Genomic DNA, 20,685 nt, shown 5'->3' with positions numbered 1-20,685 from the left:
GATGACGCTAGCGGAGACCCAGGTCCGGGTGGACCTGGACGGCGAGAACCTCGACATCGCAGGTGTCCGGCGGATCGCCGAGGACCGGGCGCCGTGCGGTGTGCTCCCGTCGGCTCTGGCCAGGGCCGCGATCAGCCGGAAGATGTTCGAGGACACCGTCCGGCAGGGCATCCCCGTCTACGGGGTGACCACCGGCTACGGCGAGATGATCTACATGATGGTGGACCAGTCCAAGGAGGTCGAGCTGCAGACCAACCTGGTCCGCAGCCACAGCGCCGGGGTCGGCCCGCTGTTCGCCGAGGACGAGGCCAGGGCGATGGTCGCGGCGCGGCTGAACGCCCTCGCCAAGGGATACTCCGCGGTCCGGCCGGAGCTGCTGGAACGCCTGGCGCTGTACCTGAACCTGGGGATCACTCCGGCCATCCCGGAGATGGGCTCGCTCGGGGCCAGCGGCGATCTGGCGCCACTGGCGCACGTCGCGAGCACGGTCATCGGCGAGGGGTACGTCCTGCGGCACGGCAAGCGGGTCCCGACCGGCGAAGTCCTCCGCGAACACGGCATCGAGCCGCTGGAGCTGCGGTTCAAGGAAGGGCTTTCGCTGATCAACGGCACGTCCGGGATGACCGGCCTGGGGTCCCTCGTCGTGGGCCGCGCCCTCCAGCAGGTGCGCCAGGCCGAGATCGTCACGGCCCTGGTCCTGGAGGTCATGCGGGCCTCGACCAGCCCGTTCCAGGCCGAGGGACACGACATCGCCCGGCCGCACCGGGGCCAGATGGACACCGCCGCGAACATGCGGGAGCTGCTGCGGGGCAGCGGCCTCACGCTGGACCACGCCGAACTCCGCCGCCAGGCCCAGGAGCAGCACTCCGGCAACGGCGTGTCGCGCACCGAGGTCTACATGCAGAAGGCGTACTCGCTGCGCGCCATCCCGCAGGTGGTCGGCGCCGTGCGCGACACGCTGTACCACGCCGCCGGCACGCTGGAGATCGAACTCAACTCCGCCAACGACAACCCGCTGTTCTTCGCCGGCAAGGAGGTCTTCCACGGCGCGAACTTCCACGGCCAGCCGGTCGCGTTCGCGATGGACTTCACCACCATCGCGCTCACCCAGCTGGGCGTGATCTCGGAGCGCCGGACCAACCGCCTGCTGAACCGGTATCTCAGCGACGGCCTCCCCGAGTTCCTCATCGCGAAGGACCCCGGGCTGCACAGCGGGTTCGAGGGCGCGCAGTACCCGGCGACGGCGTTGATCGCGGAGAACCGGACCATCGGGCCGGCCAGCACGCAGAGCGTTCCGTCCAACGGCGACAACCAGGACGTCGTGAGCATGGGGCTGATCTCCGCCCGCAACGCGCGCCGGGTGCTGACCAACAACCACCGGATCCTCGCGGTGGAGTTCCTGGCCGCGGCGCAGGCGGTGGACCTGTCGGGAAGGTACGACCGGCTCAGCCCCGCCGGGAGGGCGACCTACGACATGGTGCGGTCGCTGGTGCCCACGCTGGAGCACGACCGGTACATGGCCGACGACATCGAGCTGGTGGCCGACGCGCTGGCCGAGGGCCGGTTCGTGGACGCCGTCCGGCACGCCGGCATAGAGCTGCACTGAGAAATGAGCCCGCCCTTTCCGTCCGGCGGAAAAGCCCGGGGTGAAAAGGGTTCGATGGAGCGACCGGAATTCGCACTGCGGAAGATGCGGTGCGGTGACGTTGGGGACACGCTGAGGCTATGACCGAGTTCGATGGGAAAGTCGTATTGATAACCGGGGGCGGCAGCGGCATGGGCCTGGCGACCGCCCGGCGCCTGCTGGACTCCGGGGCCCGGGTGGTGCTGGCCGGCCGCAGCGAGGAACGGCTCAAGACGGCGACGGAGGACCTCGGCGCCGGCGACCGCGTCCTGGCCGTGCCCGCCGACGTGGCCCGCACCGGTGACCTCGACCACCTCATGGACCGGACCCGGGAACGGTTCGGCCGCCTGGACGGCGTGTTCGCCAACGCCGGGGTCGCGCCGTTCGCGCGCAGCGCGGACGTGACGGAGGCCGATTTCGACCACATCGTGGACATCAACTTCAAGGGTGTCTTCTTCACCGTGCAGAAATCGCTGCCGCTGCTCGCCGACGGCGGTTCGATCGTGCTGAACTCGTCGTGGCTGACGCACCGGGGCATGGCCTTCACGTCGGTGTACGCGGCGGCCAAGGCGGCGGTCCGCAACCTCGCGCAGACCCTCGCGGCCGATCTGGCCGAGCGGGGCGTCCGGGTCAATTCGGTGAGCCCGGGTTACATCGTCACACCGATGTTCGAGAGCATCGCCACCACCGAGGACGCCCGGCAGGCGTGCCGGAGCCAGGTGGCGCTGGGACGTCTCGGGCGGCCCGCCGACATCGCCGACGGCGTGCTCTTCCTGCTGTCCCCGCGGGCGTCGTACATCACCGGCCAGGAACTTCTCATCGACGGTGGACTGATCAGATCGATCCCTCTGTAGACCAGACGTACGGTTCGATCCGAGGGGTCGGCTGTCCGTGCGGTGAAACCCTAGTTAAGGGGGTAACTGAATGTCTCACGAGACTCCGACTCGTGCCGTGGTGCTCGGCGGGAGCCTCGCCGGCCTGTTCGCGGCCAGAGTGCTCGCCGACGCCTATGACGAGGTGTTGGTCATCGACCGGGATGTGCTGATCGGCGTGGACGTGCCGCGCCGTGGCTGCCCCCAGGGCCGGCACATCAACGGCCTGCTGACCGGGGGCCAGCGGGCCATCGAGGAGTTATATCCCGGGATCACCGAGGAGATGCTGGCCGACGGGGTGCCGAAGGGCGACCTCGGCGGGACCGTGCGGTGGTACATGCAGGGCCGGCAGCTGGAACAGCAGCACGCCGACATGCTGTGCATCGGCCCGAGCCGGCCCAAGCTCGAACTGCACGTCCGCGAGCGGACGCAGGCGCTGAGCAACGTGACCTTCGTCGAGCGCACCGACATCCTCGGCCTGGAGACCACCGCGGACCGCAGCCGGGTCACCGGGGTGCGCGTCCAGCATCTCGACAGCGGCGAGGCGGAGGTCGTGGACGGCGACGTCGTCGTCGACGCGACCGGACGGGGCTCGCGCACCCCGGTCTGGCTGGCCGAACTCGGCTACCCGCAGGTCCCCGAGGAGCGGAAGAAGATCGGGCTGGGGTACGTGACCCAGTACTACCGGCTGAACTCCGACCCCTACCACGGCGACCTGTCCATCAACGTGGTCGCGCACCCGAAGCTGCCCCGGGGATGCATCTTCGCCAAGACCGACGGCGGCCGCATCGAGATGACCACGTACGGGATCCTCGGCGACCACCCGCCGACCGACCAGGCCGGCCTGTACGCGTGGATCGACTCCCTGGGGATCCCCGAGTACTCCGACGCGCTGCGGGACGCCGTTCCGCTCACCGAGCCGGTGGCCTTCCGGTTCCCCACGACGCTGCGCCGCCGCTATGAGGACATGCCCCGCTTCCCCGACGGGCTGCTGGTCACCGGGGACGCGGTGTCGTGCTTCAACCCCGTCTACGCGGGCGGGATGACCATGGCCGCGAAAGCGGCGCTCGTCATGCGCAGCCATCTGCACACCGGCGCGGCCCCGCAGCCGCTGGAGTACTTCAAGGACCTGGCGCGCGACGTCCTCGATCCGCACTGGGAGATGACCAACGTCGTCGACCTGAGCTTCCCCGGCGTCGAGGGCAAGCGGACGCTGTCGGTGCGGATGGCCCAGGCGTTCCTCAAGCGGGTGCAGATCGCCGCGACCCGGGACGGCAAGGTCACCGCCGCCTACATGCGGGCCGCCGGCCAGGTCGAGCGCCCGGAGACGCTGCAGCGCCCCGGCATGCTGCTGCGCATCCTGGTGCAGTCCCTGCGCGGGCCGAAGAGCAGGCCGCCGCACATCGTGACCCGCCCGGTCCGGCCGGCCGCCGGGCAGGCCGCCGAGCAGAGCGCCGAGCCGGCGGCCTGACCTCAGACAAGGAGATGACCATGGGTGCTCGCGACGAATGGGATGTGCTGTTCAAGCGCGACGACCTGACAGTGAGCGAGATCCGGAAGGCGTCCCGGGAGCCCCTGAAGCCGGGCGAGGTCAGGCTTGCGGTGGAGAGGTTCGGCCTCACCGCCAACAACGCCACCTACGCGCGGTTCGGCGACGACTCGGTGATCGCCTTCTGGCGGGCCTTCCCCGGTCCGCAGGGGTACGGAAGGGTGCCGATCTGGGGTTTCGCGCGGGTCGAGGAGTCCAGCCACCCCGACATCGCCGAGGGGAGCAGGTACTTCGGCTACATGCCGATGTCCACCCACCATGTGGTGGCGGCCGAGCCTATGGCCAGGGGGTTCATCGACACCACGGCGCAGCGTGACTTCCTGCATCCCTGGTACCGGACCTACGAGCTGGTCGGGGAGCCCGAGCCGCTGGACGACCGCTGGGCCCTGCTGCATCCGGTCTACCCGGCGGCGTTCAACCTGGCGGACTTCCTCGAGCGGCAGGCCGCGCTCGGCGCCCGGTCGGTCCTGATCACCAGCGCGTCGAGCAAGGTGGCCATCGGGCTGGTCGAGGAGATGGCCGCGCGCCAGATCCCGCTCCAGACCGTCGGCCTCACCGCCGACCGCCACACCGCGTTCGTGCAGAGCCTGGACCTGTACGACACGGTCGCCCCCTACGGTGCGCTTCCGTCGCTCACGGTCGCCGAGCCGACCGTGTTCGTCGACCTGACCGGCGACCCGTCCCGGCGGATCGCGGTCTGCGAGCGCTTCAAGAGCGAGCTGTGCCAGACCGTGCTCGTCGGCTTCACCCATTCCACGGCGACCGTCCTCCCGCCGCCGGGGCTGGCCGGCCCCGAGCCGCAGGTGTTCTTCACGCCGGCGATCGAGATGGAGACCATCGCCGAAGAGGGCGCGGACAGTTACTACACCCGTTACGCGAAGTCGGAAAGGCGCTTCGTCGAGTACACGCAGTCGTGGCTCGACGTCCGGGGCGGGCGAGGCCCCGAGGCGATCATCGACTCCTTCCGCTCCCTGCTCGCCGGGGAGCAGCCGCCCGACGCGAGCCGCGTCCTGCGGCCCTGACCGGCCATTCGACCAAGGAACCGAGCAACGCCCGGACGGGCATTCGGGTCCGGCCGAACCATCAGCGCCCGGCCGCCCATCCGGGCCGCCGGGCGTCGGCCTGCCGGTCGGCCTCCGAGCGGGAACCGGCGCCCGGTCCGTTCCAGGGCGGCGATGAGGGAGGAATGAACCGATGTCGGATCCACAGTCGCATGAGGCGCCGAAGACACGGCCCATGACCGGCGCCGAGTACATCGAGAGCCTGCGGGACGACCGGGAGGTCTACCTCTACGGCGACCGGGTGAAGGACGTGACCAGCCATCCGGCGTTCCACAATCCGGTGCGGATGACGGCGCGGCTGTACGACGCGCTGCACGATCCGGACAAGCGCGCCGTGCTCACCTCGCCCACCGACACGGGCAGCGACGGCTACACCCACAAGTTCTTCACCACGCCCTACTCGGCCGAGGACCTGGTCGAGCATCAGCAGGCCATCGCCGCCTGGGCCCGGATGAGCTACGGCTGGATGGGACGCAGCCCCGACTACAAGGCGGCCTTCCTCGGCACGCTCGGCGCGAACGCCGACTTCTACGAGCCGTTCCAGGAGAACGCGCGCCGGTGGTACCGGGAGTCCCAGGAGAAGGTGCTGTACTGGAACCACGCGATCGTGCATCCGCCGGTCGACCGCAACCGCCCGCCGGACGAGGTCGGTGACGTCTTCGTCCACGTGGAGAAGGAGACCGACGCCGGCCTGGTCGTGAGCGGGGCCAAGGTCGTCGCCACCGGCTCCGCGCTCACCCACTACAACTTCATCGCGCACTACGGCCTGCCGATCAAGGACAGGAAGTTCGCGCTGGTGGCGACCGTGCCGATGGGCGCCCCGGGGCTGAAGCTGATCTGCCGGCCGTCCTACACCGCCACGGCGGCGATGATGGGCAGCCCCTTCGACTACCCGCTCTCGTCGCGGCTGGACGAGAACGACACCATCTTCGTGCTGGACAAGGTGCTCATCCCCTGGGAGAACGTCTTCATCTACGGCCATCTGGGCAAGGTCCAGCTGTTCACCGGCCGCTCGGGCTTTCCCGAGCGCTTCACCTTCCACGGCTGCACCCGCCTGGCGGTGAAGCTGGAGTTCATCGCCGGCCTGCTGGCCAAGGCGGTGGAGATCACCGGGACCAAGGACTTCCGCGGCGTGCAGACCCGCATCGGGGAGGTCCTGGCCTGGCGCAACCTGTTCTGGGCGTTCTCCGACGCGGCGGCGCGCAACCCGGTGCCCTGGCACAACGGCGCGGTGCTGCCCAATCCCCGCTACGGCCTGGCGTACCGGTGGTTCATGCAGATCGGCTACCCCCGGGTCAAGGAGATCGTCCACCAGGACATCGCCAGCGGCCTGATCTATGTCAACTCCAGCGCCGAGGACTTCAAGAACCCGGAGATCCGGCCGTACCTGGACAGGTTCCTCCGCGGTTCCGACGGCACCGACGCGGTCGAGCGCATCAAGCTCATGAAGCTGCTGTGGGACGCCGTCGGCACCGAGTTCGGCGGGCGCCACGAGCTCTACGAGCGCAACTACGCGGGCAACCACGAGAACACCCGGATCGAGCTGCTGTCCGCCCAGCTCGCGAGCGGTCAGGTCGACGACTACAAGGCGTTCGTGGACGAGTGCCTGGCCGAGTACGACCTGGACGGCTGGACGGTGCCCGACCTGTCCGCCTTCGAGGAGCTGCGCGAGGTGAGGGACGGGTCGCTGAACGGCTGACCCCACACGACCGCCGCTGTCCCGATCGTCGAGGCGATCGGGACAGCGGCGGTGGCGATGGGGCAGGCCCTATACGGCGCCCGCGAGGTCGGTGGCGTCGCCGGCCCCTCTGGGACCGACCCCTCCGGGCCCGTCGCCCTCGAGGACGACGTAGGGGTCCTGCTGCTCGTACCAGCCGACGCCCGGCGGGCAGCGGTCGTAGCCCAGCAGGCGGCGGACCTCCATGGGGTAGGCGAGCACCTGCTCCCTGGAGACGGCCAGGTACTGGTTCTCCTCCTGCCGGAGGTTCCCCAGGTCCAGTGCGATCGTCATGCCGGTGCGCGGCTCCTGGGTGGTGTTCTTGCCACCGCCGTGGTAGACGCCGCCGAGCCAGATGAGGCCCGATCCGGGCGCCATGACGGTGGGGATCGCCTCCTTGACGTCGGGGGCGCGCTCGTCGTCCCAGTGATGGCTGCCCGGGATGATCATCGTGCCGCCGTTCTCCGCGGTGAACTCGCTCATCGCCAGCATGAGCTGGACCCGGCTGGTGGGGCCGGGGTGGCGGCGCAGGTGCAGCGCGTCGTCGCGGTGCAGCGGCTGCCTGCCCTGCCCGTGGTGGATCTGGATCACCTGTGTGGTGCTGATCTGGATGTTCGGGGTGATCTGCTGCCTGGACCGGCCGATCCACATGGTCAGGGGCTTTTGCATGATGGCGCGCGCCGACCCCAGGAACAGGGGGTGCGTGACCACGGGGGTCAGCCGCTTGGTGCGGTTGAACAGCGACGACACCCGCCGGGTCCGGCGGCCGTCGTACCAGTTGTCGCAGTAGGCGCAGGCGTCCAGGGCCGGGCCGAGGTCGGCCCACAGTCCCTCGAGCACGGAACGGTCGACGAAGTCCTCGATGACGACCGCTCCGTCCTGCTCTAACGCCTCGACGACCTCGTCGAGATCGGCTTCGGAGGTGAAGCGGATCAGGTCGGTCATGATGGTGTCCCTTCCTTCCTCAGCGGGGCGTCCGGGGCGGCCAGCAGCTCGCCGAGCGTCGCGCAGAACTCCGACACCATGTCCCTGACGGTGTCCGCCACGAAGAGGTTGGTGTTGTACCAGAGGCTGCCGGCGATCTCCCCGGACGGCTCGATGTCCAGGGTCCACAGCCCGCCGTCCGGGATCTCCGTGGTCACCGGCTGCGACAGGCGCCGGTGGATCTCGGAGTACTCGAGGTCGCCGACGACCTCGCGCTCCATGACGAGCGGGAACTGGAACACCTGGAACGACAGCACGGCGGTGCGGTCGCCCTCGAAGGTGGCGGCTATCTCCGGCACCTCCTGCAGGATCTGGCCGAACGGCAGGGCGTGCGAGTACGCCTCGAAGCACGTCCTGCGGGCACGCGCGATCACGTCGAGCAGGGTCCGGCATCCGGCGAGGTCCGTGCGCAGCGGAAGCTGGTCGATGAACGGCCCGATGGTGCCCTGGAACCGCTCCTGGTTGCGGCCGGAGGTGAAGGTGGTCACCGTGATGTCCGTGGCGCCGGTCGACTGCCGGAGGAACGCCAGGTAGGCGGACAGCATGACGATGAACGCGGAGCTTCGCGTCGACCTGGCGAGCGCGAGCGCCGCGGCGGTCGTGTCCGCGCCGAGCACGAAACGGTGTGCCGCGGTCGCCTTGGGGGCGCCGGCCGATCGCGCTATGTCGGTCCGCGTGGGGACGAGCCTGGCGCCGCTCAGCTTGCTGCGCCAGTACGCCCGGGACCTTTCCATCGCCGGTGATCCGGCGCGTCCCCGATCCCAGGCGACGTACTCCCGGTACTGGTGCACCTCGGCCGGTGCGGTCTGGTCGTGGCCCGCCAGGGCGGCGTACAGCACGGCGAGGTCGCGGATCGCCACCTTCATGGACCACTCGTCGACCGCCGAGTGGTGGGCGATGAGGGCGAGCACCGCGTCGTCATCGTCGAAGCGGCCCAGCACCGCCCGGATCAGGGGCAGCTCGTCGGCGCTGTAGGCGGCGGTCTCCAGCTCGATGAGCAGCTCCTCCGACCGGCGTTGCCGGTCGTGCGGGGCGACGCCCGGCAGTTCCCGGACCCGCAGCTCCGGGGACGCCGGCGGGAAGACCCGCTGGTGCCGGTTCCCGGCGTCGCGGATCACCTTGGTCCTGAGCGCCTCGTGGCGGACCACCAGGGCGTCCAGCGCCCGCTGCAGGACGTCGACGGCGATGTTCCCGCGAACGCGCCAGCCGCACACGATGTTGTACCGCGCCCCGAAGGGCCCGTCCTCGCCGCCCTTGTCGAACAGGCAGAGAAACTCCTGACTGAACGAGAGCGGTATCTCCTCGGCCGGATCCGCCGGCCGGGTGCGCACGGGTGCGCTCATACCGGTTCCGCCTGCCTCATCCATCTCGGCTGCCTCCGCGACATTCCGTTATCCGACGCCGAACCGTGCCTTGGTGTACTCGCGTTTCGCGATGGTGGAGAGGAAGACCGCGACTCCCGCGTGGCTGTGCAGCATGGACAGGTCGCGCCACACGCGTTCGATGCGCTGGCCGCGGCGCACCGAGCTGGACCCGGCCGTGGGAAAGAGCCGGCCCTCGACGGCCCGCCAGCACAGCTCGACCACCTCGCGGCAGATCAGGGCCATCCGCAGCTCGCGTTCCTGGGTGAAGGCCGCGGGGCCTTCGGCGCAGGCGTCCCGCCACTGCTGGACCACGTTGAAGAACGCCGCCTCGCCCGTCGCGATCATCGCGGCGGCCTCGCCGTACCAGAGCTGGTAGTCGGGATCCTCGGTACGGGGGGCGCCCTCCGAGAACGGCGCGGTCCTGGCCGACATCAGCTCCTCGTAGGCGTCGAGCGCCCCCTGCGCCATGCCCAGCGCGAGGACCGCGTCCTCCAGGATCATGACGCTGAAGGGGCCGCCGCCGTACTCCGGGTTGCCGTGCAGTTCGACTCCGGGCGTACCGGCGGTGACGGTGAGCCGGCTGAGGTGGCCGTCGAGGGTGAAACGGTCGGGGACGAATCCGCCGGAGATCGCGATGCTGTGCGATCCGCTGCCCTTGAGGCCGAGCGACGCTCCCCAGTCGTCGAGCCGCTCCCACGTGCTGCGCGGGGCGACGAACAGCAGGGGCCTGGGCGGCTCGCCGTTCGGCGAGGGGACGAGGGTGTGCCCCATGAAGTGCGTGGCGTAGGGGGCTCCCGAGCAGTAGCTCCAGACGCCGTTCAGCACCCAGCCTCCATCGGCGCGCTCGGCCGTCCCGCTGGGCACGACGGTGGCCGGGCAGATGAAATCGCCCCCGGCGAACAACTCGTCCTGCGCCCGCTCCTCGAAAAGCGTGGCGACGGCATGCGCGTGCGCATGTCCCAGGCAGTACATCCATCCCGTCGACGGGCACGCTCTGGTCAGCGTCAGCACCACTCGCATGAACGTGTCGATCCCGAGTTCGTGACCGCCGTAGCGGCGGGGGACCAGGATCCGGTAAAAGCCCGCCTTCCGGAATTCCTCGTGGACGTCCTCCGGGTAATGGGTGCGTTCCTCGGTCTCGGCCTGGCGCTCGACCAGCATGGGAGCGATGGCCTCCGCCTTGGCGATGACCTGCGCCGACGTGACGTCGGGCTGGGCGGGCCCGGCGACGGGGTCGCTGGTGGGAACGGTCACGTGTGATCTCCTCCGGCGTCACGCGGGGGGCCGATGGACTCGGCCATCACAAGCCTGACTGGAGCGGGAATCGGCGTCTTCCTATGCCGTGCCCTTTCGGCGCCCGCACCGATTCGGCGGCGACACGTACGCGGCGATCGGCTCCCGCTCGCCACGGGGTCGGGCGGCGCGGAGCCGGCGGTGCGATGCTCCGCCGGCTCCGCTGGTCACCTGGCCGGATCACCACCCTCGTCCAGGCGATCCGCGCCCCCCGTCAGCACACCGTCTGAAGTGGGAGCGGCTCGAGGGTCACCTGAAGGAGAGCGGAGGAGACCCCGCGCCATCGGTGTCGTGGTCGGTGCCGATGGCGATGGCGCAGACGGTGGCCTTGCAGTCGACCGTGCCGTAGTGCCCGCCGCCGACCACGTCACCGTCGAAGGAACGCCTGACGACGAAGGTGAACCGGACCGAGCCGCTGGCGTCCGTCGTGAACGAGGGGCTGCTCTCGCCGCACACGTACGTGCCGGTCACGGGCATCGCGCACTGCGCGGCGTGGAAGACCTTGTTGGGCGTCAGGCCGGTGGCCGCCACCTGCACGGTGGTGCCGTCCTCGAGGTTCGTCGAAGGCGTCACCGTGACCACCGGCGCGGCGGAGGCCGCGGGCTGGAAGGCGACGGTCAGGCCGGCCGCCAGAGCGGTGGTCACGCCGACCTTGGACAGGGTCCTGACGAGAGACATCATTTCTCCATTTCTGGACAGGGGACAGAAAACGGTTCCATGACATGGGGCCGCATCGGCCGTTCGAGTACCAGCTGGACCTGCTCCGGAGAAGCGGTGGCCGGTGCGGCGGGAGGGTCGCGCGCCCTTTCCGGGGGACGGGCATGGGCGAAGCCCGGTCGGCGAGGGGGGTTCATCGGATGACACGCTAGGCGCACAAGTCCCGGATGTCTTTTCCCATATTGCTGCGATGGGCCGATGCCGACCCGGCTCGCTGGTCGCGGGCGGCGGATCAGACCCGGGCCGCCGGGCATTGCCGATGTGCCCATATCAAGGCTGTGTCGGGACCGTCAAGACTGCAGTCAACAATCTGGAAGATGCCCCGGACCGGGCACGCGCCAAGGATGGGCGACTGGACGCTCCTGTCGGCAGGAGGATGAACCGTGAGCGAGGAAACGAACGTCAGCGGCACCGCTTCGCCGAACGCCCGCGTCCCGGCCGTGTCGCAGCGCTCCGGAGGCGGGCCGGCACGTCTGCGGCGGCCCGTCCGCACCACCGCATCGACGAAACCAGGAGGCCAGTGACATGCATGTGACCGCGCAGCCTCGCTCGCACGCCGGTCCTGCCGAATCTCACCTGCCGTCCCTGACGGGCGCGCTGATCATCGTGGTGACGACGATGTTCCTCGCCCGCGTCATGTTCACCCCGATATTCGAGTCGCGATTATTCCAGATGATCCCCGACAAGGGGGCCGTGGCCGTCGTCTTCTGGCAGGGCGCCTCCGCGGCCACCAGCTACCTGTTCCTGTTCAGCGGGTTCGCCCTCGCCTGGTCGGTGCGGCCCGGCGAAAAGGCGCGCAGATTCTGGTGGCGCCGTTTCCTCGAGTTGTACCCGACTCATCTGGTCACCCTCGTGGCGGCGATCGTCCTGTTCACCTTCGTGCCGATGTTCCCGGTCGACTACGGGGTGGCGGTGCTCAACGGCGCGCTGCTGCACGCGTGGTTCCCGCAACTGGAGATCTGGACGAGTTTCAACTCCTCGTCGTGGGTGGTCTCGTGCGAGGCGCTGTTCGCCCTGTGCTTTCCCGTTCTCATGGCCCTGATCGGCCGCATCCGGCCGGAGCGGCTGTGGGCCTGGACGGGCGGCGTCGTGGCCGTCATCTACCTCGTCCCGCTCGCCGCGACCGCGCTTCCGGACCATCTGGCCGCGCCCTATCCGGGGCACGAGTTCACACAGGTCCCGGACTCCCAGTTCTGGTTCGTCACGAAGTTCCCTCCGGTGCGGATGCTCGAGTTCATCCTCGGGATCCTGCTGGCGCGCATCGTCCGGACCGGTCGCAGGCTGCCGCTCGGGGTCGGCGGCGCGACGCTGCTGCTCGTCGTCTCCTACGCGGTGGCGCCGCTGTTCCCGCTGACCTATCCGATGGTGGCGGTCATGGCCGTTCCCATGGGCCTGGTCATCGCCGCGCTCGCCGCCGCCGACGGCACCGGGCGCCGGAGCTGGCTGAACAGCCGCGTCATGGTGTGGCTCGGCGGGGTCTCCTGGGCGTTCTACCTCTGGAGCCTCCTGGTCCTGAACGCCGGCGTGGCCCTGCTGGACGGGGGCTTCGGCGTGCCCGCCGGAATCGCCGTGGTCGCCCTGCTCCTCGGCATCACCCTGCTGCTGTCATGGCTGCAGTGCACCCTGATCCAACGGCCGATCATGCGAAGGTTCGCCGCGCCGCGGCGGCACCGGGACGCCGACCCCGGCCTGGTACCGGCCGGATCGGACGGACCGCGGACATGACCGTGCCGGCCGGGCGGTCGTCCCGAGGCCGCCCGGGGCGATGAACCGACGCGGCGACACGCGGACCCTCCTGGTGCGGGCCCCCGGATTCCCCGGACCACCTGCGGGACTCCGGGCCGCGCAACCCAGGAGGTGCCGCCATCACGAGGAGTTGTGACGCTGACTCCATGGGCGCAGGATCAACGATCATGTGGGACGGCGTCGCCTTCCCCGGAAGCCGGGCCTACGAAGAGGCGACGCAGGTCTTCAACCTGGCCGCTCCCCTCGAACCGGCGGCGGCGGCGACGGTGCGCACCGTCGACCAGATCCGGGACGTGCTCCGCCATGCCGAGCGCGAGGGACTGCAGGTCGCGGTGCACACCACCGGGCACGCCTCGGCCACCGCGCGTCCGATGCGCGGAACCGTGCTGATCCGGACCCGGCTGGACGGCGGGGTCGAGCTCGACACCGAACGCCGTATCGCCCGCATTCCGGCGGGCACGCGCTGGGGCGCCGTCGTCCAGGCGACGGCGCCGTCCGGGCTCGCCGCGCCGCACGGCTCGGCCGCGACCGTCGGCGTCGTCGGCTACCTGCTGCGCGGAGGGCTGAGCTTCTACAGCCGGAGAGTCGGGCTCGCCGTCAACAGCGTCCGCGCGATCGAGCTGGTCACCGCCGACGGCTCGGTGCTCCGGACGGACGCCGACAACGACCCGGAGCTGTTCTGGGCGCTGCGCGGCGGAGGGGGCGGGTTCGGCGTCGTCACCGCGGTCGAGATCGAGCTGTTCCCCGCGGCCAGGGTCGTCACCGGCGCGACCTTCTGGCCGGCGGTCCACGCGCCGCGGCTGGTGCCGATCTGGCGGCGATGGACCCTGGACGCGCCCTGGGACGCCTCGACGTCGCTGCGGATCCTGAACCTCCCCGACCTGCCCGAGGTGCCGCCGGTCCTGCGGGGAGGGCCGGTGCTGTGCATCGACGGCGTCATCCTCTGCCCGGCCGAGGAGGACCTGCCGGCCGCGCGCGGCCACGCCGAGGACCTGCTGGGCCCGCTGCGGGCGGCGGCGGAGCCGATGCTCGACACCTGGCAGGTCACCGTTCCCGCGGCCGTCCTCGAGACCCACATGGACCCCGCCGATCCCGTGCCCATCGCCGGGGACCACATGCTGCTGGACGAGATCGGCGACGAGGGCGTCGCGGAGTTCCTCCGGACGGCCGGCGGCGGGAGCGACTCGCCGCTGATCCTGGCCGGACTGCGCCAGCTCGGCGGCGCCTGCTCGATCCCGTCGCCGGGCGGGGGCGCGCTCGACCACCTGGCGGGCCGGTACGTCTACTCGGCCGCGGGCGCGCCCGCCGACGAGGCCCACGAGGCGGCGATAGCCCGCCGGTGCGCGGCCATCCGCGCCGCGATGAGCCCGTGGGACACCGGAAGGACCGCACCGACCTTCGTGGAGAACCGCCGGCAGCCGCAGCGGCATCTCACCCCGGATCAGGTGCGGGCCGTCCACAGGATTCGCGCGCGAGTCGACCCCGACGGCCGATTCCGCAACGACGTCCTCCCCAACTGTTAGGAGACCCCGCCATGCGACATTCCCCTTTTCCCGACGCGGAGTTCGGTGCGCTCCCCGCCACCCGAGTGCTTCAGGAGTCCCGGTGACGATCCCCGCCGTGCTTTCACCCGAAGAGATCAGGAAACTCCGGCCGCGGCTGGACGCGCAGATCATCACGCCCGCCGACGCGGGCTACGACGCGGCCCGCGCGGTGTATCCGGCCGGGATAGACCACCGCCCGGCCGTCGTCATCCGGCCGGACCGCGCCGAGCAGGTCGCCCAGGTGGTCCTGCTCGCCAGGGAGACCGGCATGCCGCTGTCGGTTCGCGGCGGCGGTCACAGCACCGTCGGCCACGGGGTGTGCGACGGCGGGATCATGCTCGACCTGGCGCACATGCGCGCCCTCGACATCGATGTGGCGACCCGCACCGCATGGGTCCAGGCGGGCATGTCGGCCGGTGAGTACACCGTCGCCGCCGAGGTCCACGGCCTGGCGACGGGGTTCGGCGACACCGGCACGGTCGGGATCGGCGGCCTCACGCTCGGCGGCGGGATCGGATATCTGGTGCGCAAGCACGGGCTCACGATCGACAATCTCCTGGCGGCCGAGATCGTCACGGCGGACGGCCGGATCCGCCAGGTGGACGAGAACAACCATCCGGACCTGTTCTGGGCGATCCGCGGCGGCGGCGGGAACTTCGGCGTCGCGACGCGGTTCAGGTTCCGCCTCCACCCGGTGCGCTCCATCGTCGGCGGCATGCTGGTCCTGCCGGCGACGGCCGAGGTGATCCGGTCCTTCGTCGCCGAGGCCGAGGCCGCCCCCGACGAGCTGTCGACCATCGCCAACATCATGCCCGCCCCTCCCATGCCGTTCCTGCCCGAGGAGCAGCACGGCCGGCTGGTCCTCATGGCGACCCTGTGCTACGCGGGCCCCTCCGAGGCCGGTGAACGGGTCCTCGCGCCGTTCCGCGCGCTGGCCACGCCGCTGGCCGACATGCTCCAGACGATGCCGTACAGCGGCCTCTACCCGCCCGAGGACGAGGACTTCCACCCCCTGGCGGCGTCGCACACGATGTTCGTCGACACCGTCGGGGCCGCGGAGGCGGAGACGATCCTCGACTTCCTGCAGAGCTCCACCGCCATGATGCCCGCGGCGCAGCTGCGCGTGCTGGGCGGCGCGATGGCCCGCGTTCCCGCCGAGGCCACCGCGTTCGCGCACCGCCAGAGCCGGATCATGGTCAACCTGGCCGCGATCTACGAGGCCGCCGACGAGGCCGGGGTGCACGAGGCGTGGATACGGCGGTTCGCGGACGCGATCCGCCAGCGCGACCACGGCGCCTACGTCAATCTCCTCGGGGACGAGGGACCGGACCGGATCCGCGCCGCCTACCCCGGGCGCACCTGGGACCGCCTGCGGGCGATCAAGGCGAAGTACGACCCGACCAACCTCTTCCGCCTCAACCAGAACATTCCGCCCGGCGTGGACGGGTGACCGCACGCCCTCCCACAACGGCAAGGGGCCTTCGGCGTCGGGAAGACGCCGAAGGCCCCTTGCCGGACGGCGGATCCCGGTCCGCCGTCGACCAGTGCTATGCGGTCGCCTCCGCGGGGTCCGCCTCGGCCTCGGTCTTGGCCTCGGGGTCCTGGGTGGGCGGCACCTGGCGCAGCCACACCACCGTGAGCACGGCGATCGCGGTGAACAGGACGGCGCCCAGCAGGCCCACCAGGTTGAGTCCCGAGGTGAACGCCTCGCGGGCGGAGGTGAGCAGGTCGTCGGCCATGGACCCGCCGAGTCCCCGGGCCGTCTCCACGGCGGTGGCGATGTTCTCCCGGGCGGCGGCCGCCGCGTCGGCGGGCAGGCCGGCGGGCAGCGAGAGCCGGTCCTGGTAGACGGCGGTGGCGATGCTGCCCAGGATGGCGATGCCGGCCGCCAGCCCGAACTCGCCGTTGGCCTCCGACAGCGCCGACGCCGAGCCGGTCTTCTCCGGTGGCGCGGCGCCGAGGACCATGTTGTAGCCCAGCGCGACCAGCGGGGCGAGGCCGATGTTGATCAGGATCAACGCGATCACGATCATGGCCAGGCCGTCGTCGCTGGGCACCTGGGACAGCACGACGCAGCCCACGGCGGTCACCAGGAGCCCGGCCGCCATGACGTAGGCGGGCCGGAACATCTGGCCCAGCTTCGGGGTCACCATGAGGGCGATCAGCGTGGCCACGACGCCGGGCACCAGCCACAGGCCCGCCGCCCTGGTGGAAAGCCCCTCGACCATCTGCATCTGGACGTTGATCAGCAGCAGGCTGCCGCTCATCATGATCCCGACCAGCAGGCCCAGCACCACGACGCTCCGGTAGACGCGGATCCTGAACAGGCCCAGGTCGAACAGCGGATCGTCCAGACGGCGCTGCCGACGGACGAACAGGACGCCGAAGACCACGCCGGCGAGCAGGGTCGCGACGGCCGTCGCCGACCAGCCGCCGCGGGCGTACTCCTTGACGCCGTAGATGAAGGGGATGATGGCCAGCAGCGAGAGCCCGACGCTGAGCAGGTCCACCCGGCCGGCGTCGGGGTTGCGGTACTCGGGCAGCACGGACGGCCCGGCGGCCAGCAGCAGCACCATGACCGGGACCGCCAGCAGGAACACCGAACCCCACCAGAACCACGACAGCATCAGCCCGCCGATGATCGGGCCGAGCACGCCGCCGAACATGAAGCAGCTCGACCAGACCGCGACGGCGGTGCCGCGCTCCTTCTCGTTCTTGAACATGTTGGAGATCAGGGCCATCGTCGACGGCGCCAGCGTCGCTCCGGAGACGCCCAGCAGCGCCCGGGCGGCGATGAGCATCTCGGGGCTGGTGGCATAGGCCGCCAGCAGCGAGGCCGCACCGAAGAGGGCCCCTCCGATCAGCAGCAGCTTCCGGCGGCCCACCCGGTCGCCGAGGGTTCCCATCGTGACCAGGAACCCGGCGAGCATGAACCCGTAGATGTCGGCGATCCACAGCTGCTGGGTGCTGCTCGGCTGCAGATCCTGGGTCAGATGCGGAATGGCCAGGAACAGCACGCTCATGTCCACCGACAGCAACAACGCCGGCAGGGCGAGAACGACCAGGCCGAACCATTCCCGGCGTCCCGCGCGGGCGGGCACCTCGTTCTCGGTGCTGGTATCCATCGCAGATCCTTCCTTGTCCTCGATGCGGCCTCGTTCACCTCTCCGACGAACGACCGGGAACGCGATCGACGGCCTCGGGCGTGCCGGTTTCACTGTCGGTTCAGGCGTCGGGCGGGCCGGGCGGGCGCCCCGGGGACGGGCCGTCACCGGGGGTGGACGCCGCGGCGGTGACGCGCACCGCCGCGACCGCGGCGGTGCGCGTCCCTTTGATGCGGCCGGTCACGGCCGCCGGTCTCTCACTCGTCCGGCGGGACGAACAGCGGCCGGACCTCGACGCCCCCGCCGTGCTGGGTGGCCGGGTTGAGCTTGGCGACCTTCAGCGCGACGTCCAGGTTGGGCGCCTCGATGACGAAGAACCCGGACACCACCTCGTTGGTCGAGTGGAACGTGCCGTCGGAGACCACGTCGCCGCGGACCGAGGTGGCCGTGGTGCTGGGCTGGAACGCGAATCCGGTGACGGGCGTGGCCCCCAGCTCCGCCACCTGGGCGGGGTAGGTCTCGAGTGCCTTCTCGTACTCGGCCGGGATTTCCATCGGGTCGGCCGGCGCCGGCCCGTAGACCAGGATCCCGTACTGGGCCATGAGGGTCCTCCTCAGAGTCGGTGTTCTCCCTACGCCCCATCCGACGAGCGAGCCGGACCGGATTCGACAGCCGGGATCGAAAAAATTTCCGCGGGCCGGCATCCGCTCCCGCCGGCCGCCGGTCAGCGGGCGCGCGCGGCCGTCCTCAGGTCGCCGTCCGGCTCCGCGCCGCTGTCGGGCAGCGCCAGCCACCAGGGGTTCCGCCGCGCCCACTCGATCGTCCTGGCGAGCCCGTCGCGCAGGTCCGTCGCGCACCGCCAGCCGAGCAGTCCGCTGATCTTGCTCGTGTCGGGCACCCGCCTGCGCAGATCCTGGTACCGGCCGCCGAGCCGGTCCCGCGTGTCCACCGGCACGACGGTCCCGGCGCCGGTCAGCTCCGCGACCAGGGCGCTCAGCCGGGCCACCGTGGTCTCGGCCGAACTGCCGACGTTGAAGCACTCCCCGACGGCGCGTTCGCTCGTGCCGACGGCGATCGTGGCGTCGACCGCGTCCTGGACGTAGGTGAAGCACCGCGTCTGGCCGCCGTCGTCGTAGACCACCGGCGGCCTGCCGTTCAGCGCCCGGTGGACGCTTCTGCTGACGACGAACGCGGGCCGCTGCCGCGGGCCGTACACGTTGAAGTAGCGCACCACGGCCGTGCGGAGCCCGCGGTCGCGGGCGAAGGCGAAGGCGAGATGCTCGCACAATGCCTTGCTGGAGGAGTAGCTCCACCGGTCCACGGCGGTGCTGCCCAGCACCCGGTCGTCGTCCTCCCGCCACGGGACCGCGGGGTTCTTCCCGAAGACCTCGCTGGTGCTCGCGACGACGACCTTCGCACCGGCCCGCGCGGCGAGTTCCAGCACGTTCCTGGTGCCGAACAGATTGATGTCGATCACGTCCAGCGGACGGTCGAGATAGCGGTCGACGCCGACGACGGCGGCGAGGTGGTAGACGGTGTCGACGCCGTCCCGCACCACCTCGGCCAGCCGCGCCGCGTCCCGGATGTCACCGGTGACGTGCCGGACCGAGGGCGACGGCGTCTGGTCGGGGGGAGGCGCCCCGCCGTCGAACACCGTGACCTCCTCGCCCCGCCGGACCAGTTCGTCGACCAGATGGCTGCCGAGGAACCCGCACCCTCCGGTCACCACGACCCGCGCCATGGCCGCTACCTGCCGATGCCGCGGTAGCCGAAGCCGTGCCGCCGGAACCGGTCGATGGCCTCCCGCGAGTAGTAGGCGCGGCCGTCGACGATGACGCACGAGGGCGCCATCGACTCCCGGAGCGCGACGAAATCGATCTCGGCGAACTCGTCGTGCCGCGCCAGCACGGCGATGCAGTCGGCACCGGCCAGCGCCTCCGGCGCCGTCCGCGCCGGTGTCACCCCGAAGACCTTCGCGACCTCGGCGGGGTCGGCGAGCGGGTCGAAGACGGCGACCTCGGCCCCGCCCTCCCGCAGCCCGGTGACCACCGGCAGCACCGGGGTCGCGCGCAGGTCACCGGTGTTGTTCTTGAACGCCACGCCGAGCACCGCGATCTTCGCCTGCCCCAGCGACCGGCCGGCCCGGGCCAGCTCCTCGACGATCAGGTCGACGGTGTAACCCGGCATGGAGTCGTTGACCTTCCGGGCGACGGGGACGGTGTCCAGGTCCAGGCCGCGGTCGCGGGCCGCCCGCCACACCATCCACGGATCCTTGGTCAGGCACGACCCGCCGACGCCCACGCTCGGCAGCAGGATGTTGACGTTGCCGGTGCCCTTGCGGATCGTGTTGGCCGCGGCGATCACCTCCAGCACGTCGACGTCCAGCACGGCGCACAGCTTGGCCAGCTCGTTGGCCATCGCGATGTTGTGGTCGATCCACCAGTTGTTGGCCAGCTTCACCATCTCGGCGGACTCCATCGACGTGCAGTGGATGATCTCGGTGCCGATCGTCCGCCGCCAGAACGCGGCCGCGGCGGCCGCGCTGTCCGGGCACCATCCGCCCACGGCTATCGGGAACGTCCGCAGCTCGTGCAGGGCCCGTCCCTCCGACAGCCGCTCGGGGCAGAAGGCCAGCCCGAAGTCCTCTCCCACCGTCAGCCCCCCGCTCTCCAGCAGCGGGGCGACGACCTTCCTGGACACGCCCGGAGGCACCGTGCTCTTGAGGATGACGAGCTGGCCCCGGCGCAGCCGCCCGGCCAGTTCCGTGCAGGCGGCCCGCAGGTAGTGGTCGACCAGCCGGGTGTCCTGGACCGGCGTGCCCACGGCGATGATCACCACGTCCGCGTCGGAGACCGGGCCGTAGTCGGTGGTGACCCGCAGCCGGCCCGAGTCCAGGCCGCTGTACAGCAACTCGGGCAGCCCCGGCTCGCTGAACGCGCAGCGGCGCCGCGCCAGCTGGGCGACCCGGGCCGGATCGAGGTCGATTCCCACGACGTCCACGCCCTCCCCGGCGAGGGCCGCCGCCACGGCCGATCCCACATAACCCATTCCGATGACCGCGGCGCATGCATTTCCCTGATCAGGTAAGAATTTCATGTCACCACTCTCAG

At 70.7% G+C, this 20,685-nt stretch carries 16 protein-coding genes; 8 read left to right on the top strand and 8 right to left on the bottom strand.

Annotation, left to right across the window (positions count from 1 at the left end; translation table 11 throughout):
* Position 1 precedes the first annotated feature (1 nt).
* The 5 genes from cmdF to HNR21_RS33150 all read left to right on the top strand — a co-directional run bounded on the left by cmdF (position 2) and on the right by HNR21_RS33150 (position 6,805).
* Positions 2-1,606, top strand: a complete 1,605-nt coding sequence (cmdF, locus tag HNR21_RS33170; RefSeq protein WP_182708221.1) for a tyrosine 2,3-aminomutase — start codon at positions 2-4, stop codon at positions 1,604-1,606.
* 119 nt (positions 1,607-1,725) lie between these two features.
* The gene (locus tag HNR21_RS33165) at positions 1,726-2,478 is read left to right on the top strand and encodes an SDR family NAD(P)-dependent oxidoreductase (protein WP_182708220.1); all 753 of its coding nucleotides are present in this window, start codon (positions 1,726-1,728) and stop codon (positions 2,476-2,478) included.
* 70 nt (positions 2,479-2,548) lie between these two features.
* Positions 2,549-3,967 (top strand): NAD(P)/FAD-dependent oxidoreductase, encoded by a 1,419-nt coding sequence (locus HNR21_RS33160; protein ID WP_220500392.1) that lies wholly within the window; start codon positions 2,549-2,551, stop codon positions 3,965-3,967.
* Between the two features lie 20 nt (positions 3,968-3,987).
* Positions 3,988-5,067, top strand: a complete 1,080-nt coding sequence (locus tag HNR21_RS33155; RefSeq protein ID WP_182708219.1) for a DUF2855 family protein — start codon at positions 3,988-3,990, stop codon at positions 5,065-5,067.
* Positions 5,068-5,281: 214 nt separating this feature from the next.
* A complete protein-coding gene (locus HNR21_RS33150) occupies positions 5,282-6,805 on the top strand; it encodes a 4-hydroxyphenylacetate 3-hydroxylase family protein (protein ID WP_246442426.1) in 1,524 nt (507 codons plus the stop codon).
* 69 nt (positions 6,806-6,874) lie between these two features.
* Here the strand turns inward: HNR21_RS33150 and HNR21_RS33145 are convergent, their stop codons facing one another.
* The 4 genes from HNR21_RS33145 to HNR21_RS33130 form a co-directional block, all read right to left on the bottom strand.
* Positions 6,875-7,768 (bottom strand): phytanoyl-CoA dioxygenase family protein, encoded by an 894-nt coding sequence (locus HNR21_RS33145; protein ID WP_119728813.1) that lies wholly within the window; start codon positions 7,766-7,768, stop codon positions 6,875-6,877.
* The gene (locus HNR21_RS33140; RefSeq protein WP_182708217.1) at positions 7,765-9,150 is read right to left on the bottom strand and encodes a condensation domain-containing protein; all 1,386 of its coding nucleotides are present in this window, start codon (positions 9,148-9,150) and stop codon (positions 7,765-7,767) included. The genes HNR21_RS33145 and HNR21_RS33140 overlap by 4 nt, the downstream gene beginning before the upstream one ends.
* A 48-nt stretch (positions 9,151-9,198) precedes the next feature.
* On the bottom strand, positions 9,199-10,425 hold the full coding sequence (locus tag HNR21_RS33135) for an acyl-CoA dehydrogenase family protein (protein ID WP_312881493.1): 1,227 nt from the start codon (positions 10,423-10,425) through the stop codon (positions 9,199-9,201).
* Between the two features lie 288 nt (positions 10,426-10,713).
* The gene (locus HNR21_RS33130; RefSeq protein WP_182708216.1) at positions 10,714-11,142 is read right to left on the bottom strand and encodes an enediyne antibiotic chromoprotein; all 429 of its coding nucleotides are present in this window, start codon (positions 11,140-11,142) and stop codon (positions 10,714-10,716) included.
* 564 nt (positions 11,143-11,706) lie between these two features.
* On the opposite strand from HNR21_RS33130, the gene HNR21_RS33125 reads away from it, so the two are divergent.
* The 3 genes from HNR21_RS33125 (at position 11,707) to HNR21_RS33115 (ending at position 15,921) form a co-directional block, all read left to right on the top strand.
* Positions 11,707-12,906, top strand: coding sequence for an acyltransferase family protein (locus tag HNR21_RS33125; protein ID WP_220500391.1), 1,200 nt, complete (start codon positions 11,707-11,709; stop codon positions 12,904-12,906).
* Between the two features lie 167 nt (positions 12,907-13,073).
* Positions 13,074-14,450, top strand: a complete 1,377-nt coding sequence (locus HNR21_RS33120; RefSeq protein WP_246442424.1) for an FAD-binding oxidoreductase — start codon at positions 13,074-13,076, stop codon at positions 14,448-14,450.
* Positions 14,451-14,547: 97 nt separating this feature from the next.
* Positions 14,548-15,921 carry an FAD-binding oxidoreductase gene (locus HNR21_RS33115; protein WP_182708215.1) on the top strand — a complete coding sequence of 458 codons (1,374 nt, stop codon included), beginning with the start codon at positions 14,548-14,550 and terminating at the stop codon, positions 15,919-15,921.
* 97 nt (positions 15,922-16,018) lie between these two features.
* Here the strand turns inward: HNR21_RS33115 and HNR21_RS33110 are convergent, their stop codons facing one another.
* The 4 genes from HNR21_RS33110 to HNR21_RS33095 form a co-directional block, all read right to left on the bottom strand.
* The gene (locus HNR21_RS33110; protein WP_182708214.1) at positions 16,019-17,596 is read right to left on the bottom strand and encodes an MFS transporter; all 1,578 of its coding nucleotides are present in this window, start codon (positions 17,594-17,596) and stop codon (positions 16,019-16,021) included.
* A gap of 236 nt (positions 17,597-17,832) precedes the next feature.
* Complete coding sequence (locus HNR21_RS33105; RefSeq protein ID WP_119728818.1) at positions 17,833-18,177, bottom strand: YciI family protein; 345 nt, start codon at positions 18,175-18,177, stop codon at positions 17,833-17,835.
* A gap of 122 nt (positions 18,178-18,299) precedes the next feature.
* Entirely contained in the window at positions 18,300-19,316 is a 1,017-nt protein-coding gene (locus HNR21_RS33100) for an NAD-dependent epimerase/dehydratase family protein (protein ID WP_182708213.1), read from the bottom strand.
* Between the two features lie 5 nt (positions 19,317-19,321).
* Complete coding sequence (locus HNR21_RS33095; RefSeq protein WP_246442422.1) at positions 19,322-20,623, bottom strand: nucleotide sugar dehydrogenase; 1,302 nt, start codon at positions 20,621-20,623, stop codon at positions 19,322-19,324.
* Between the last annotated feature and the right edge of the window lie 62 nt (positions 20,624-20,685).

Origin of the sequence: Thermomonospora cellulosilytica (assembly GCF_014138835.1) — a bacterium.
GTDB classification, from domain to species: domain Bacteria; phylum Actinomycetota; class Actinomycetes; order Streptosporangiales; family Streptosporangiaceae; genus Thermomonospora; species Thermomonospora amylolytica.
This window is presented reverse-complemented; position numbering and strand designations above follow the sequence as displayed.

Bases quoted from the DNA above. Each gene is read 5' to 3' on its own strand.
- cmdF (WP_182708221.1), top strand. From the start codon at position 2: ATGACGCTAGCGGAGACCCAGGTCCGGGTGGACCTGGACGGCGAGAAC.
- HNR21_RS33165 (WP_182708220.1), top strand. From the start codon at position 1,726: ATGACCGAGTTCGATGGGAAAGTCGTATTGATAACCGGGGGCGGCAGC.
- HNR21_RS33160 (WP_220500392.1), top strand. From the start codon at position 2,549: ATGTCTCACGAGACTCCGACTCGTGCCGTGGTGCTCGGCGGGAGCCTC.
- HNR21_RS33155 (WP_182708219.1), top strand. From the start codon at position 3,988: ATGGGTGCTCGCGACGAATGGGATGTGCTGTTCAAGCGCGACGACCTG.
- HNR21_RS33150 (WP_246442426.1), top strand. From the start codon at position 5,282: ATGACCGGCGCCGAGTACATCGAGAGCCTGCGGGACGACCGGGAGGTC.
- HNR21_RS33145 (WP_119728813.1), bottom strand. From the start codon at position 7,768: ATGACCGACCTGATCCGCTTCACCTCCGAAGCCGATCTCGACGAGGTC.
- HNR21_RS33140 (WP_182708217.1), bottom strand. From the start codon at position 9,150: ATGAGCGCACCCGTGCGCACCCGGCCGGCGGATCCGGCCGAGGAGATA.
- HNR21_RS33130 (WP_182708216.1), bottom strand. From the start codon at position 11,142: ATGTCTCTCGTCAGGACCCTGTCCAAGGTCGGCGTGACCACCGCTCTG.
- HNR21_RS33125 (WP_220500391.1), top strand. From the start codon at position 11,707: ATGCATGTGACCGCGCAGCCTCGCTCGCACGCCGGTCCTGCCGAATCT.
- HNR21_RS33120 (WP_246442424.1), top strand. From the start codon at position 13,074: ATGGGCGCAGGATCAACGATCATGTGGGACGGCGTCGCCTTCCCCGGA.
- HNR21_RS33110 (WP_182708214.1), bottom strand. From the start codon at position 17,596: ATGGATACCAGCACCGAGAACGAGGTGCCCGCCCGCGCGGGACGCCGG.
- HNR21_RS33105 (WP_119728818.1), bottom strand. From the start codon at position 18,177: ATGGCCCAGTACGGGATCCTGGTCTACGGGCCGGCGCCGGCCGACCCG.
- HNR21_RS33100 (WP_182708213.1), bottom strand. From the start codon at position 19,316: ATGGCGCGGGTCGTGGTGACCGGAGGGTGCGGGTTCCTCGGCAGCCAT.
- HNR21_RS33095 (WP_246442422.1), bottom strand. From the start codon at position 20,623: ATGGGTTATGTGGGATCGGCCGTGGCGGCGGCCCTCGCCGGGGAGGGC.